Origin of the sequence: Paraburkholderia terrae (assembly GCF_002902925.1) — a bacterium.
GTDB classification, from domain to species: Bacteria; Pseudomonadota; Gammaproteobacteria; order Burkholderiales; family Burkholderiaceae; genus Paraburkholderia; species Paraburkholderia terrae.
The window spans coordinates 833,697-849,184 of sequence record NZ_CP026111.1 but is presented as its reverse complement, the minus strand read 5'-3'; the positions used below and the strand labels follow the sequence as shown (position 1 = coordinate 849,184).

At 64.7% G+C, this 15,488-nt stretch carries 10 protein-coding genes; 7 read left to right on the top strand and 3 right to left on the bottom strand.

Annotation, left to right across the window (positions count from 1 at the left end; all coding sequences use genetic code 11):
- Positions 1-98: 98 nt before the first annotated feature.
- Positions 99-1,286 (top strand): hypothetical protein, encoded by a 1,188-nt coding sequence (locus C2L65_RS03815; RefSeq protein WP_233446472.1) that lies wholly within the window; start codon positions 99-101, stop codon positions 1,284-1,286.
- Positions 1,287-1,447: 161 nt separating this feature from the next.
- On the opposite strand, the gene C2L65_RS03810 is transcribed toward C2L65_RS03815, so the two are convergent.
- The 3 genes from C2L65_RS03810 to C2L65_RS03800 form a co-directional block, all read right to left on the bottom strand.
- A complete protein-coding gene (locus C2L65_RS03810; RefSeq protein WP_042316347.1) occupies positions 1,448-2,206 on the bottom strand; it encodes a DUF2968 domain-containing protein in 759 nt (252 codons plus the stop codon).
- Between the two features lie 276 nt (positions 2,207-2,482).
- Complete coding sequence (locus C2L65_RS03805) at positions 2,483-3,907, bottom strand: gamma-glutamyl-gamma-aminobutyrate hydrolase family protein (RefSeq protein WP_042316350.1); 1,425 nt, start codon at positions 3,905-3,907, stop codon at positions 2,483-2,485.
- Between the two features lie 161 nt (positions 3,908-4,068).
- Positions 4,069-5,826 (bottom strand): cation:proton antiporter, encoded by a 1,758-nt coding sequence (locus C2L65_RS03800; protein ID WP_042316352.1) that lies wholly within the window; start codon positions 5,824-5,826, stop codon positions 4,069-4,071.
- Between the two features lie 204 nt (positions 5,827-6,030).
- Here C2L65_RS03800 and C2L65_RS03795 point away from each other — a divergent pair, with 204 nt between their 5' ends.
- The 6 genes from C2L65_RS03795 to C2L65_RS03770 all read left to right on the top strand — a co-directional run bounded on the left by C2L65_RS03795 (position 6,031) and on the right by C2L65_RS03770 (position 15,479).
- Entirely contained in the window at positions 6,031-7,419 is a 1,389-nt protein-coding gene (locus C2L65_RS03795; RefSeq protein ID WP_042316355.1) for an amidase, read from the top strand.
- A 105-nt stretch (positions 7,420-7,524) separates the two neighbouring features.
- The gene (locus tag C2L65_RS03790; RefSeq protein ID WP_042316358.1) at positions 7,525-8,031 is read left to right on the top strand and encodes a disulfide bond formation protein B; all 507 of its coding nucleotides are present in this window, start codon (positions 7,525-7,527) and stop codon (positions 8,029-8,031) included.
- 1,243 nt (positions 8,032-9,274) lie between these two features.
- The gene (xdhA, locus tag C2L65_RS03785) at positions 9,275-10,810 is read left to right on the top strand and encodes a xanthine dehydrogenase small subunit (RefSeq protein WP_081921564.1); all 1,536 of its coding nucleotides are present in this window, start codon (positions 9,275-9,277) and stop codon (positions 10,808-10,810) included.
- Positions 10,807-13,236 carry a xanthine dehydrogenase molybdopterin binding subunit gene (xdhB, locus tag C2L65_RS03780; RefSeq protein ID WP_042317194.1) on the top strand — a complete coding sequence of 810 codons (2,430 nt, stop codon included), beginning with the start codon at positions 10,807-10,809 and terminating at the stop codon, positions 13,234-13,236. Before xdhA ends, xdhB begins: the two co-directional genes overlap by 4 nt.
- A gap of 100 nt (positions 13,237-13,336) precedes the next feature.
- Positions 13,337-14,347: a xanthine dehydrogenase accessory protein XdhC gene (gene xdhC, locus C2L65_RS03775; protein WP_042317200.1), complete on the top strand. Its 1,011-nt coding sequence runs from the start codon at positions 13,337-13,339 to the stop codon at positions 14,345-14,347.
- A gap of 91 nt (positions 14,348-14,438) precedes the next feature.
- Complete coding sequence (locus tag C2L65_RS03770; protein WP_042317195.1) at positions 14,439-15,479, top strand: adenosine deaminase; 1,041 nt, start codon at positions 14,439-14,441, stop codon at positions 15,477-15,479.
- Positions 15,480-15,488 lie beyond the last annotated feature (9 nt).

The following is a 15,488-nucleotide window of genomic DNA, read 5'->3' as shown; positions in this document are numbered from 1 at the left end:
CCCAACGCCTCGACCGGGCCGTGAACGTGCGTTGCGTTCACATCTGCTGTCGTCTGCCGCTTCGAGGCCAAACAAACGAACAAGAACGAGGCGAAGACGTGTCGACATCCCCACTCACACTAGTAGTCGGCGAAATCAGAATGCCGCGCCTTCGCCCTCTTGAGCTGGTATCGCGCTCGCTCGGCCGCGAATGGGCGCTGCTGCCGCCCAATGTCAGCTTCCGCACGGAACTGAAGGCGCTGTACGCCGCGATGCTGCGCACCTTTTGCCTGAGTGCCGACGCTATCCGCGCCATGTGCCGTTGGGATCCTGACAGTCTGCGAAAGCCCTCCGCTAGCATGGCCACGCTGGAGCCTGCCGCCGCACCCAGCCCGATTCCACTGGGCATGCGTCATCCGATGCACGCGCCGGCTCGTGAGAGCCGTCAATGGAACACGCTTGCGGGCGGCGCATGCGCGATCGGTGGCGTGGCCGCGATTGCGTGGCTGATGGCGAACCATCCTCGACAGCCTGCGGCGCCGACCCTCGCCGCCGCGCCCGAGGTGACGCTCAATGCCGCTGCGAATCAGGCTGAATACGTGCATAGCCGTTCCGGGAATATCGAGCGCCCGGCGGATGCTCCCGTCGCGGGGAATCGCACGCGCGGGGATCTGACGGCGCGCGAACCGGACGAGAGCGCGACGATCAACACGTCGGGCAGTGACGCCGGACATGTTTCCTCCACGCGTACCGCGTCTGCAACGACACATGCGTCCGCTTCGCCCGCTACTGGTTACGAAACGCCTGCTCCTAAAGCGTCGCGAATCACCGCGGATCGTACGTCGTACGTCGCTACGCGCACTGTCGATGCCCATGCAAGCGTTCCGCCAAGGAGCGCTAAGCCGTCGGGCATCGATCGTTCGGCGCGAGATGTACGCAAAGCTAACTCGACGAAGCGCGAGCGCAACCAGTTTACGAATACGAGCGCGCGTCGCGTGCCTCATGCAGCGGCCCGCACGCTGGACATCACGCCGCGTCACGACTTGCATGCATCGTCGGAAACACCGCTTTCGACGGGACATCGCGCGCGTCACTTGCCATCTGTGGCTGGCGACTACTCTCCTCTCGCGCCGTCGGCGCGCCTGAATGGCGACTATGATTCCGTCACAATGTCGGCGGGCACGCATGTACGGAATGTCGCGCCGGTCACGATCCGCCAGGACCGCGTGAATACCAACAGCACCGAGTGGATGAACCACATGTCACAACGGCGCGTCACCGAAGTCCCCGATAGCTTTTCGAAGTAAGTCCGCGAGCGGCGACCCGTCCGAATCAGTCTCAAACAAAAAGGGCTGAGTCCAGATAAATTCTGTACTCAGCCCTTCGCTTCTTCTGTCACGACACCATGCTGCGTTTCGCTGCCAACAGGCAGTGCCGGCGTCTGCAAGCTTGCACGCAGCAAACGCCGTCACCGGTTCCCCGGCAGCCCAGCCTCCGTCTGACGCTGCAACTGCAGCACCTGCTGCTGCAACTGACGCAATTGCGCCTGCGCCTTGTCCTTTTCGTCACGCAACGCGAGCGTTTCATCCTGCGTTTGCCGCTGATAGTCGGCGACCTTCGCTTCCTGGGCGCGCGCCACTTCGATATCCGTTTGCAGCCGCTGCGCGCGCGCCTGCGACTCGCCGATCACCCGCTCGATCGATGCCTTCTGCGCCTGCAACTGAGCCCGGCGGATCTCGACGTCAGCGAGTTGCGCCGTTTGCCGCGCGAAGCCGGTATAGATGGATTCGGCCCGCGCCTCGTCGGATGTCCTGATAACGCGCCAGAAGTGCTTGTCCTGAAACAGCGCGACGTAGTACGTCATGCTCTGCGCGTGGAAGAACAGCGAAGCGCCATAACGGCCGTTATACGTGGTGCGCATTTCCGTCAGGCCGCCGTCGTGGATCAGTTGCATCAGATCGGCGACCTCGCCTTGTACGCTGCCGCTTGCGTCGGCATTCGCGTCGAGGCCGGGGGCACTGCCCGCACTGCCCGTATCGTCGGCGGAGCCGGCATCGCTTTGCGTGTCCGGCGCGTCGGCTGGTGCGCCTTTCGCCGCGCCCGAGCCGGCGCGCACGACGCCCGCTCCCGCCGCCGACTTGCTGGCCGCCAGCGCGACGCCGCCATGCATGAGCGCGCAAGCAAGCGTGAGCAATACCATGCGGCGCAGATCCAAGGGGTACTTCATACGTCGATACTCCATGCGTATCCAGAAACAGCCTCGGATTATCGCGCGGAATATGCCCTTTCTGACGCGCTGTGACAGGACTTTAAATCGAGATGAACGGACAACTAAGCAATTCGATGCGCAAACGCAAAAGATCGTAAAAACGACGGTTGTTTTCTCAAACTAATGAGTTTGCGACAGGAGTCGCGCAGACGTTCGACAGATAGAAATGAAAAACGCGAGCGGGCCATCAGCGGCCCGCTCGCGTCAAATCGAAAGACTCAGAAAACGCAGCAATCAGAAACGCGTTTCGCGCGCGACCCGCAGGAACGTATCGAGCAACGGCGTGCAATCGAGCAGTTCGGGACCGCCCGCGCGGTGAAACTCAGGGTGCCACTGCACGCCCATCACGAACGGCGCACGCCGGTAACGCACGGCTTCGATGATGCCGTCCGTCCCCGACACCGCCTCGATGTTGAGATCGCGTCCCAGCTGGTTGACCGCCTGGTGGTGAATCGAGTTGACGATCGCCTCGCGCCGGCCGGGGAACATGTTGACGAGCGTCGAGCCTTCGGGGAAATGAATCGAATGCCGATGCTGGTCGTAATGCTCGTTGACGTGGACACCCGCAGTCGGCACATCCGTCGCGATGTCCTGATAGAGCGTGCCGCCAAACGCGACGTTGATCAGCTGGCAACCACGGCACACGCCGAGCACGGGCTTGCCCGACTCGACGAACTCATGCAGCAGCTCAAGTTCGTACATGTCGCGCACGCGATCGCCGGGCCATTCGGGACGCGTCGCCACCTCAGCGTACGACTGCGGCGACACGTCGGCGCCGCCTTGCAGCAGCAGACCGTCCAGATGCTTCGCGTAGTCGCGCAGGCGGATATTGCTCGGGTGCAGCATCCCCTGATGGCCGACGGTCGGAATCATGAAGACGAGCACGTCGCGCGACATCACCCAGTGCGCGATCGACTCTTCCAGATACTGCAGCGTCTTCCCGCGCAACCCTCTCGCGCCCGGCTCCGGGTGGAAGATCCGCGCCGACACGCCAATGCGCAACGTCCGCTGTGTGATCCTGCGGCCCGCGCGGTCGAAAATCTGCCGCGCGTGCGCCGCAATGATCCGTCCGAAAACGGACCATGCCGAATCGTTGTGCTTCAGATAGGCAGGCGGTCCCGGCGGATAGGCGCTCGCGGGTGGCGGATTGGATGCGCTGAAATCCGGTGCCGAGCCGAAGCCCGGCGGCGGAGCGCCGTCTTTTTTGGCCGACGCGCCGAGCGTGCCGTCCGGCTCGCCGCCCGCAGGCGCCTTAGCCGCCGCGTCCGCTGCACCAGACGTCGCGCCTGACGCAGCGCTCGCGGCTGGTGGGTTCGCCGACGCCGCCGTCGCCGCCGCCCGTTCCGCGTTCGACACGACCGATTGCACCCGCGCCGCCGCTTCCTGCTGCGCGGCAGCCTGCGCAGCGCTCGCGCGTGCCTGTTCGGCGTCGCGTCGCTGCGCGGCGGCGGCGTTCTCGGGCGTCACGTTGGAGGCGCTTTCTGGGGAATCGGTGGAAGCCGCTTCTTTGGCTTCCCGTGCGGGAGTGGGCGTGGGCGTTGGGGCCGAGGGAGTCGACGAAGGCGCCGGTGACGATGGCGACCCGGCTGCGCCGGATTGGCTCGTCGAAGGAGAAGGTGTGCCGGGTGTGCCGGCGTTATCGGAGTTGTTCTCGCTCATGACTGTTTGACAGACGCGTCTTCGCGCGCGAACGATTAGACATGTCTCATTATCCGCCTCGCGCCCCACCGGGGCAAACCAGCACACAATTCGTCACATCAGGACACAACATGCAACCTCGCGCGAACGTGTCTCAATCGGCGCGACACAGGCGTACCGCATCATGGATCGGGCTGCTCGTCGAAGGTTTCGCGCAGCGCGATCTGCATCGTCGCGTGAATTCGCACGCACCAGCGCCACAACAGCGTCAGCAGCAGCGCGGCGACGACCAGCACGGCGACGAGCAGGCCCGTCGGCGGCAGGATCGTGCTCGACAGCGCCGCGACGAGCAGAAACACGCCTACCATCGACACGACAGGCACGAGGTCCGAAATGGCGTAGCGGATCGCGCTCGTGAAGCGTCCTGCCTTCGCCGGCTGCACGCTGATTTCGGCCAGCAGCAGCGCAAGCGACTTGGTCTTCCGGTAGACGGCGACAAGAAACGGCAGCGAGACGAGCAGCGCAGCGCTCCACAGCACGACGCGCTGCATCGGCTCGGACGGCAGCCATTTCTCAATGAATCCACTCCCGTAAGGCGCACCATAAGACGCGCCCAGAAAAATCGCCGCGACGATCGCGAGATTGACCGCGATCTGCAAAATGATCCGACGCGTCAGGCCGAACACGGTTGGCTCGCCCGACGCTGGCCGCAGACTGCCGAGCCACTGCCCGTACATGCCGAACACGTTGGCGACCGTGCGCGGCATCGCGCGGCCGAGGCGCTGCGTGAGCGGGTCGGCCGCGCGGATCAGGTATGGCGTGAAGAGCGTCGTGAGCGCGGAGACGGCGACGGCAATCGGATAGAGGAACGCGCTCGTCACCTTCAGCGTGAGCCCAAGCGACGCGATGATGAACGAGAACTCGCCGATCTGCGACACCGTCATGCCGACGCGCATCGCCGTGCGCCCGTCCTTGCCCGCGAGGAACGTTCCCAAGCCGCACGAGACGATCTTGCCGAGAATCACCGCGACCGTGATGACGGCGATCGGCCACGCGTAGTCGACCAGCACGGCCGGGTTGAGCATCAGTCCGATGGTCACGAAAAAGATCGCCGAAAACGCGTCGCGCAGCGGCGCGATCAGATGCTCGATGCGGTGCAGGTGGCGCGACTCAGCCATGATCGCGCCAATCAGGAACGCGCCGAGCGCGATGCTGTAATCGAGCTTGACGACCAGCAGGCAAAACGCAAAGCAGAAACCCAGCACGGAAACGAGCAGCATCTCGTCGCTCTGCGACTTCGCGACGTAATTGAGCGCGCGCGGCACGACGAGAATACCGACCACCAGCGACACCGTCATGAACAGCAGCAGCTTGCCGAGCGTGACGAACGCGACGCCCGCCGACAGCTCGCCCGTCTGCGCGATGCCCGACAGCAGCACCAGCATCGCAATGGCGAGAATGTCCTCGACGATCAGAATGCCGAACACCAGTTGCGCGAAGCTCTCACGCTTGAGGCCGAGTTCGGAGAGCGCCTTGACGATGATGGTGGTCGACGAAATAGCGAGGATCGCGCCGAGAAACAGCGAATCCATCGAATTCCAGCCGAACGCGCTGCCGATCTCGTAGCCGATCCACAGCATCAGCACGATCTCCGACAGCGCGGCGACGATGGCCGTCGCGCCGACCTTGAACAGCTTGCGCAAGCTGAACTCGAGCCCGAGTGAGAACATCAGGAACACGACGCCGAGTTCGCCGAGCGTCTGGATGGTCTGCTCGTCGTGAATCAGCTGGAACGGCGGCGTGTACGGCCCGATGATCACGCCCGCCGCGATATAGCCGAGCACCACCGGCTGTTTCAGGCGATGGAACAGCACGGTAACGACGCCGGCGAGCGCCATTACGACTGCCAGATCCTGAATGAAGCCGATGCCGTGGTGCATAGTCTTGTTCCTTACAAAAAGTAATCCAGAACGCGATGGTAACGCACGAACGGTTAAAAACCATTTAGCGCAGCACGAAGAAAGGATACAAACACAGGCTTTCGGCGAAACTCGCGCGGTGTCGCGCGGTCTTGATGCATTCGCGCCGATTGCGCCTGACGCGTCACAATACGGTTCTCGACTGCCGACCTTCGATCTCACGCCATGACCACCGCCACGTCACCTGAATCCACGCCCTTCCCGCCGCTCGCCCAGCTCGCCGCCGATCTCGCCGCCGGCCGCACCACCAGCCGCGCGCTCGTCGAAGCAGCGCTCGAACGCATCGCCGATCCCGCCGGCCAGGGCGCGGCCGTCTTCATGCGGGTCGACGCCGACAACGCCCGCGCCACGGCCGATGCGCACGACCGCCTGCGCGCGGCGGGGACCGTGCTGTCGCCGCTTGCGGGCATTCCCGTGTCGGTGAAGGACCTGTTCGACATCGAAGGCCAGGTGACGCGCGCCGGCTCGAAGGTGCTCGCGGACGCCGCGCCCGCCACGTCCGACGCTCCTGCCGTCGCGCGGTTGAAGCGCGCGGGCGCCGTGATCGTCGGACGCACGAACATGAGCGAATTCGCGTTCTCCGGCCTCGGTCTCAACCCGCACTACGGCAATCCGCTGTCGCCGTACCGGCGCGGCGTGAAGGGCGACGAGCGGGTGTCGGGCGGCTCGTCGTCGGGCGCGGCGGCTTCGGTGGCGGACGGCATGGCGGCCGTCGCGCTCGGCAGCGACACGGGCGGCTCGCTGCGCATTCCTGCCGCGCTATGCGGCCTGACAGGCTTCAAGCCGACCGCCGACCGCGTGCCGAAGCAAGGCGGCGTGCCGCTTTCGCCGACGCTCGACGCCTTCGGCCCTATCGGCGCGACGGTCGCGTGCTGCGCGCTGGTCGACCGGATTCTCGCTGGGCTGGAACCCGTCGTTCCCGCCACCCGTCCGCTGGAAGGCGTGCGGCTGGGCGTGCTGAATCACTATGTCACGGACGATATCGAGCCGGAAGTCGCGCAGGCCTACGACGCCGCGCTCAAGCATCTGGAGGCGGCGGGCGCGATCGTCAGCGACGTGCGCTTTGCGCCGCTCGACCGGCTCGTCACGATCAACCGCTTCGGCTTTTCGCCGATCGAAGCCTACGCGTGGCACCGGCCGCTGCTCGAAACGCAACGCGACGCGTACGATCCGCGCGTGCTCACGCGCATCCTGAAGGGCCAGCCGGCGACAGCCGCCGACTATCTCGACCTGCTCGCCGAGCGCACCGCCGTGCTGGCCGAGGCGCGCACGATGTGGCAGCGCCTCGACGCCGTCGTCGCGCCGACGGTGCCGATCGTGCCGCCGCGCGTCGCCGGCCTGGTCGATGACGACGAGGCGTTCTTCCGCGCCAACGGCCTCGTGCTGCGCAACCCGAGCGCGTTCAATTTCCTCGATGCGTGTGCGATTTCGCTGCCCTGTCATCCGCGTGGCGGCGCGCCTGTCGGGCTGATGCTGGCCGCCGCGCCGCACGCGGATGACGCGCTGCTGGGAATAGGACGGGCCGTCGAAGCGGTACTGAATACGATTCGCTGAGATTTGTTGCCATGGGCGGCGTCGCTTGCGGAGGCCCCGGCATGTGCCGTGTGCTTCGGCTAGAATCGCCGCACCTTTTACCGAACTTCCACCGCTAGCAGGATCATGATTATCGATAACGTTACATTGCGCCGCGAGCGCAGTCTGCTCGTTCTACTCGGTCTCGTCTGTCTCGCGCTCGTGGGGGGCGCGCTATACCTGCAGTTCGTCGAGCACGAAGATCCTTGCCCGCTGTGCATCATCCAGCGCTATTTCTATCTGCTGATCGCGATCTTCGCGTTTCTCGGCGCGCGGCTGCGCGGCTGGACGGGCGTCAGGCTGCTCGAGCTGCTCGCGCTTTTGTCGGCGCTCGGCGGGCTGCTGACGGCCGCCCGGCACGTGTATGTGCAGTCGCATCCGAACTTCAGCTGCGGGTTTGATGCGTTGCAGCCGATCGTCGACGGCCTGCCGCCCGCTCATTGGCTGCCGAGCGTGTTCAAGGTCGCGGGTCTGTGTGAAACGCCGTATCCGCCGATTCTCGGTATTTCCCTGCCTGGCTGGTCGCTGATCGGGTTCGTTGTTGCGTTTGTCGCGCTGGCGTTTAGTCTGTGGCGGAATCGCCGCGCGCGGTAAGAAGGGGTTGCCTAGGATTTTCTGGGGAACGTGGGTTCAAGTGGTCAACGGTTTCGTTGGTGTGTTGGCCCGCGGGTTGCCTTTTTGCCGGCATTCGCGGCTTGCCTTTTCTTCGCTGGCACCCGCGATTTGCCTTCGTGCTTCACGCGTTGCCGGTTGGTGTTTTTGGCCTTTGCGGCGGCATCCGCGTTTCGTTAGCCTGCTTCAAGCGTCGCCCCTGTGCGGGGCGGCACCTACTTTTCTTTGCCGCCGCAAAGAAAAGTAGGCAAAAGAAAGCGGCTAACACCGCCAATCCTTGTTCCTGCCTGAGGGCCCCCAACCGGTCCCTCACTTCACACGGCAACCTTCCTGTTCGCGTTCGTTGCCAACGCTCCTGCGCTGCGCAGCACCCGCTTCACGCACCCGCGTCGCAGCATGCCGTACCAGATAGTCCACCGCCGCCCAGGTGGCAAACTGTGTGTAGGCCTAGGTGCTCCGCACGCCTTACTTCGGACCGATAGCGCCCGCGTTCCACCCTGTAAGAGCGCCAGGCTATACGCCGCGACGACCTACACACAGTTTGCCACCTGGGCGGCATATACCGTTCGCTGCCGCTAACACGTGTACGGGTGTGTGACGTGGGTGAGGCGTTTATTCACAGCGTTGGCAACTAACATGCGTCACGTGATTGCCGTGTGAAGCGTAAGACCGGTTGGGGGCCCTCAGGCAGGAAAAAATGTTGGCGGTGTTAGCCGCTTTCTTTTGCCTACTTTTCTTTGCGGCGGCAAAGAAAAGTAGGTGCCGCCCCGCACAGGGGCGACGCTTGAAGCGCGAAGGCAAAACGCGGATGCCAGCGCAAAGGCTAAAAGCACCAAACGCCATGCGCAGCAAAACACCACAACGCGGGATGCCAGCAAAAGACCAAAAATCCACCAGCATCTTGCGCTGCAAAAACCAAATCCCGGCTACCTGCAAAGGTCGACGCTGTATGCATACCGCCACACCCCCGCCTGTCAGGCATCAACACCTGTACACATCGAAGCACCACCCCATAAGGCTCCGCGCGGACTCCGCGCGCTCGAAGCGCACCAAGCCCGTCCCCCTCATGACCACCACCGAATAACCCCCATTCGAACGAGGAAATATTTTTGGGACAAAGTGGTGTTATGTTCGAGCATGGATGGCGATCTACGTGCGCGAGGCCGGCTACGGCTCGACCCCATGCGTAACGCGCGCCCGGTCCGCAATGTCTTCAGGATTCGCCGTGACAACGCAAACCATCCGCTTCTATCACCAGGGGACCGTCCGCGAGATCAGCGGCGCGCCCGCATCGCGCACCGTGCTCCAGCACCTGCGTGAAGACCTGTACTGCACGGGCACCAAGGAAGGTTGCGCGGAAGGCGATTGCGGCGCTTGCACGGTCGTCGTCGGTGAACTGGACTCGCGCGGGCAACTGATGCTCAAAGCCGTCAACGCGTGCATCCAGTTCCTGCCGACCCTCGACGGTAAGGCGCTCTTCACGGTCGAAGACCTGCGTGCCGCAAGCGGCGCGTTGCACCCGGTTCAGGAAGCGCTGGTCGACTGCCACGGCTCGCAGTGCGGGTTCTGCACCCCGGGCTTCGCGATGTCGATGTGGGCGCTGTACGAGAACCAGCCCGCGGGCGCCGGCCTGCCGACACGCGACGAAATCAACACCGCCCTTTCCGGCAATCTGTGCCGCTGCACCGGCTACCGGCCGATCGTCGAAGCGTCGCAGAAAATGTTCGACGAGCAGCAGTATCCGCGCGTCGCGCTCGACCGCGCCGCCGTCGTCAAGGCGCTGCAGTCGATCCAGCGCAACGACACCTTCGAATACCGCGCGCCCGACACACGCGGCTCCGACTACGGCACGCCAGCTTTCTTCGCCCCCGTCACGCTCGACGCATTCGCCGCGCTGCGCGCGCAGCATCCGCATGCGCGGCTGCTGGCAGGCAGCACCGACGTCGGCCTGTGGGTCACGAAACAGTTCCGCGATCTCGGCGACATCCTGTATATCGGCAACGTCGCCGAACTGAAGACGATCGAACGCGATGCGCAGACGCTGACGATCGGCGCGGCCGTGTCGCTGGAAGACGCGTATGCCGCGCTGACAGCCGACTATCCCGAACTCGCCGAATTGTGGACGCGCTTCGCGTCGCTCCCCATCCGCAACGCGGGCACGCTCGGCGGCAACGTCGCGAACGGCTCGCCCATCGGCGATTCGATGCCGGCGTTGATCGCGCTCAATGCGCTCGTCGTGCTGCAGCGCGAGCGCAAGACGCGCACGCTGCCACTCGATACGTTCTACGTCGGCTACCAGAAGACGGCGCTCGAACCCGGCGAGTTCGTCGCGGCGATCCGCGTGCCGCGTCCCGCGCCGGATCTGCGCTTTCGCACGTACAAGGTCGCGAAGCGCTACGACCAGGACATCTCGGCCGTGTGCGGCGCGTTTGCGCTGCGCATCGCCGATGGCGTGATCGCCGATGCGCGCATCGCGTTCGGCGGCGTGGCCGCGACGCCTAAGCGCGCGCAGCACGCCGAGGCCGCGCTCAAAGGCGCGCCGTGGGACGCCGCCACCACGCAACGCGCGATGGACACGCTCGCCGCCGACTATCAGCCGCTCACCGATATGCGCGCAACCAGCGCCTATCGGCTGAAAGTCGCGCGCAATCTGCTGTGGCGCTTCCATCTGGAAACACGCGACGCCAATCCGCTCGCGCTGTGCGACGTCAACGCGTTCGCATTCGATGCAGCCGCGAGCGCGCAGGAGCAGAGGCCATGAACAAGCAGACGGAAGCCTTCGTGCATCACGCATCGCTTGCCGCACACGACGCGCAAGCCGCCATCGGCGTGCCGCTGCCGCATGAATCGGCGACGCTGCACGTGAGCGGCGAAGCCACCTACACCGACGACATCCCCGAGCTCGCGCAGACGCTGCACGCGGCGCTCGGTTTGTCGCGGCATGCGCATGCGCGCATCGTGTCGCTCGATCTCGATGCCGTGCGCGCGGCGCCCGGCGTCGTCGCCGTGCTGACCGTCGACGACATCCCCGGTGAAAACAACTGCGGCCCCGTGCTGCACGACGACCCGATTCTCGCCGACGGCGAAGTGCTGTATCTCGGCCAGCCCGTCTTCATCGTCGTTGCACAGAGCCATGAGTTGGCGCGGCGCGCGGCGGCGCTCGCGAAGAGCGACGACGTCGTGCGCTACGAGCCGCTCGAAGCCGTGCTCACTGCCGCCGAAGCGAAGGCGAAGAAGCAATATGTGCTGCCGCCGCTGCACCTGAAGCGCGGTACGCCCGCGGAGAAGATCGCGCAAGCGCCGCACCGGCTCGTGGGCACCTTCGAAGTCGGCGGCCAGGAACAGTTCTATCTGGAAGGCCAGGTCGCGTATGCCGTGCCAAAGGAAATGGACGGCATGCTCGTCTATAGCTCGACGCAGCATCCGAGCGAAATGCAGCACGTCGTCGCGCATATGTTCGGCTGGCCGACGCATAGCGTGATGTGCGAATGCCGGCGCATGGGCGGCGGCTTCGGCGGCAAGGAGTCGCAGTCGGCGCTGTTTGCGTGTGCGGCGTCGCTGGCGGCGCACCGGTTGCGCCGCCCCGTGAAATTGCGCGCCGATCGCGACGACGACTTCATGATTACGGGCAAGCGTCACGACGCGATCTACGAATACGAAGCCGGCTTCGACGACGACGGCCGCATTCTCGGCGCGCGCGTCGAGATCGCCTTGCGGGCGGGGTTTTCGGCGGATCTGTCGGGCGCCGTCGCGACGCGCGCCGTGTGCCACTTCGACAACGCGTATTACCTGTCGGACGTCGATATCGTCGCGCTGCCGTGCAAGACGAATACGCAGTCGAACACCGCGTTTCGCGGCTTCGGCGGCCCGCAGGGCGCGCTCGTGATGGAAGTGATGATGGACGGCATCGCGCGCGAGTTGAAGCGCGATCCCCTCGACGTGCGCCGCGCGAACTTCTATGGCATCGAAGAGCGCAATGTCACACCGTATGGCCAGACCGTCGAAGACAACGTAATCGCGCCGCTGACGGATGAACTGATCGAATCGAGCGACTACACGGCGCGGCGCGCCGCGATTGCCGCGTTCAATGCGTCGAGCCCCGTGCTCAAGCGCGGCATCGCGTATACGCCTGTGAAGTTCGGCATCTCGTTCAACGTGCCGTTCCTGAATCAGGCGGGCGCGCTCGTGCATGTCTACAAGGACGGCTCAGCGCTCGTGAATCACGGCGGCACCGAAATGGGCCAGGGGCTGAATACGAAAGTCGCGCAAGTGGTCGCGAATGCATTCGGCCTGCCGCTCTCGCGCGTGCGCGTGACGGCCACCGATACATCGAAAGTGGCAAACACATCGGCGACGGCGGCATCGACGGGCAGCGACCTGAACGGCAAGGCCGCCGAAGCGGCCGCGCACGCGATCCGTGAACGCCTCGCGGTGCTGGCGGCAAAGGAACTCGACGGCGAAGCGAAAGACGTGACCTTCGAAAACGGCGAAGTACGCGCGAACGGCGCGGCGATGCCGTTTGCGCAACTGGTCGGTGCGGCGTATCTCGCGCGCATCCAGTTGTGGTCCGACGGCTTCTATGCGACGCCGAAAGTGCATTGGGACGCGAAGACGCTGACGGGCCATCCGTTCTACTACTTCGCGTATGGCGCGGCGGTATCCGAAGTCGTGATCGATACGTTGACGGGCGAATGGAAACTCGTACGCGCCGACGCGCTGCACGACGCCGGCCAGTCGATCAATCCCGCCATCGATCTCGGCCAGGTGGAAGGCGCGTTCATTCAGGGCATGGGCTGGCTCACGACGGAAGAACTCTGGTGGAACCGCGACGGCCGGTTGATGACGCACGCGCCGTCGACGTACAAGATCCCCGCTGTCAGCGATACGCCCGCCGCGTTCAATGTGAAGCTGTACCACAACCCGAATGCGGAGCCGACCGTGTTCCGCTCGAAGGCCGTCGGCGAGCCGCCGCTGTTGCTGCCGTTCTCGGTGTTCCTCGCGATCCGCGATGCTGTCGCGGCCACCGCGCCCGATGCACCGCACGCGCCACCGCTGCGCGCGCCCGCGACGCCCGAAGCCATCCTCGATGCGATCGATGCGCTGAACGCAAGCACGCCTGTTGCAACAATCGCCGCAGCGGCCAGTCCAACGTCGCAAGAGCCTGCGGGCGCAGGCACGACGGCATAGCAACACACATGCACAACGTGCCGCGCGACACGACCGCAACGCACAGAAGATCAACCGGCTGCGCGGCCAACCCGCGCGGCTTCGTATGGAGAACCGCCGGATGCATGCCTGGCTCACCGATCTGCAGCAACTGCTCGCGCACGGCGACGCCGTCGTGCTCGTGACCGTCGCCCGCGCCGAAGGCTCGGCGCCGCGCGACGCCGGCACGAAGATGATCGTCACACGCGATTCCGCGCGCCATACGATCGGCGGCGGGCATCTCGAATGGAAAGCGATCGAAAGCGCGCGCCGCGTGTTGCGCGACGGCATGCGCGCGCCGAACATGCGGCGGCTCGAACGCTTCGCGCTCGGACCGAGTCTTGGCCAATGCTGCGGCGGCGCTGTCGTGCTCGCGTTCGAGCGGCTCGATATCGGCGACCTGGGTTGGGTGACGTCGCTGGCCAAGCGCGTGGCGGCGGGCCATTCGATGGTGCGTAGCGTATCATTCGGGCCCGCACCCGATGCGGTGATGCTGTCCGATCCGGAACCGGGCGTCGAAAGCGCCGACTGTCTGCTGTGGGACGGCGCGGGTTTCGACGACAGCAGCGCGCTGCTCACCGAAACCATCGCGCCGCGCGACTTCCCCGTCGTGCTGTTCGGCGCGGGACACGTGGGCGCCGCGCTCGTGCGCGTACTCGCGACGCTGCCCTGCCACGTCCACTGGGTCGACGAACGCGACGCGCAGTTCCCGGCGCCCGACACACTGGGCGCGACGAACGTGACGATCGAAGCGAACGACGCGCCCGACGAAGCCATCGACAAGGCCACGCCGCACACGTACTTCATCGTGATGACGCACAACCACGCGCTCGATCTCGATCTCGCCGAGCGCATCCTGCGGCGCGGCGACTTCGCGTTCTTCGGCATGATCGGCTCGCATACGAAGCGCAAGCAGTTCGAGCACCGGCTTGCTGCGCGCGGTTTCGATCCTGCCGCGATTGCGCGGATGAAATGCCCGCTCGGCGTGGACGGCATCGTCGACAAGTCGCCGGAAATCATTGCGATTTCGGCGGCGGCGCAACTGCTGCAAGCCGTCGAGGCCAATGCGGCACATGCGGCGCAGACAGCCTGAACATCGAACATGCATCGAACGCATTGGGGGACGTCCGACCAGCCATCGGGCGTTGAATAAATCAACCGATAACCCGAATCATTGACCGACCATGACGACAACCACACTTTCCCCGCTAGCTCTCAAGACGAACGGCGCACCGAAGGCCGAGCTGCATATTCATATCGAAGGCTCGCTCGAACCTGAGCTGATCTTCAAGCTTGCCGAACGCAACGGCGTGAAGCTCGCGTACGACTCGATCGACGCGCTGCGTGCCGCGTACGCGTTCACCGATCTGCAGTCGTTCCTCGACATCTACTATGCGGGCGCCAGCGTGCTGCTGAAGGAAGAGGACTTCTACGACATGACGATGGCCTACGTCGAGCGCGCACTCGCGGACAACGTCGTGCATACGGAAATCTTCTTCGATCCGCAGACGCATACCGAACGTGGCGTGCCGATTGCGACCGTGGTCGCGGGCATCGAGCGCGCGCTGGCCGAAGCGGAAACGCGCGGCCTCACGAGCAAGCTGATTCTGTGCTTCCTGCGGCACCTGTCCGAAGAAGATGCGCTTGCAACCTTCGACGAAGCGCTGCCGTTGTTCGACCAGTACAAACATCGGCTGATCGGCGTCGGCCTCGATTCATCCGAGCGCGGCCATCCGCCGTCGAAGTTCGAGCGCGTATTCGCCAAGGCTCGCGACAAGGGCCTGAAGCTGGTCGCGCACGCGGGCGAAGAAGGCCCGCCGTCGTACATCTACGAAGCGCTCGATCTGCTGAAAGTGGACCGTGTCGATCATGGCGTGCGCAGCATCGAAGACCCGGCGCTCGTCACGCGGCTGGCCGATACGCGCGTCGCGCTGACGGTGTGCCCGCTGTCGAACCTGAAGCTGTGCGTGTTCGACGATCTGACCAAACACACGTTGAAGGCACTGCTCGACAAGGGCGTCGCCGTCACCGTGAATTCCGACGATCCCGCCTACTTTGGCGGCTACGTCAACGAAAACTACCTTGCGACGATCGACGCCCTCAAGCTCGACGACGACGAGGTGTACACGATCATCCGCAACAGCTTTGAAGCGTCGTTCGTGACGCCTGCGGAGCGCGACGCGATGATCGCCAAACTCGATGCGCACTGGCGCGCATCTGCTTGATCCCCGCTT

What these genes read in the sequence shown, in the direction of transcription:
- xdhB (WP_042317194.1), top strand. Translation starts at nt 10,807, where the DNA reads ATGAACAAGCAGACGGAAGCCTTCGTGCATCACGCATCGCTTGCCGCA.
- xdhC (WP_042317200.1), top strand. Translation starts at nt 13,337, where the DNA reads ATGCATGCCTGGCTCACCGATCTGCAGCAACTGCTCGCGCACGGCGAC.
- C2L65_RS03805 (WP_042316350.1), bottom strand. Translation starts at nt 3,907, where the DNA reads ATGAGCGAGAACAACTCCGATAACGCCGGCACACCCGGCACACCTTCT.
- C2L65_RS03810 (WP_042316347.1), bottom strand. Translation starts at nt 2,206, where the DNA reads ATGAAGTACCCCTTGGATCTGCGCCGCATGGTATTGCTCACGCTTGCT.
- C2L65_RS03770 (WP_042317195.1), top strand. Translation starts at nt 14,439, where the DNA reads ATGACGACAACCACACTTTCCCCGCTAGCTCTCAAGACGAACGGCGCA.
- C2L65_RS03800 (WP_042316352.1), bottom strand. Translation starts at nt 5,826, where the DNA reads ATGCACCACGGCATCGGCTTCATTCAGGATCTGGCAGTCGTAATGGCG.
- C2L65_RS03795 (WP_042316355.1), top strand. Translation starts at nt 6,031, where the DNA reads ATGACCACCGCCACGTCACCTGAATCCACGCCCTTCCCGCCGCTCGCC.
- C2L65_RS03790 (WP_042316358.1), top strand. Translation starts at nt 7,525, where the DNA reads ATGATTATCGATAACGTTACATTGCGCCGCGAGCGCAGTCTGCTCGTT.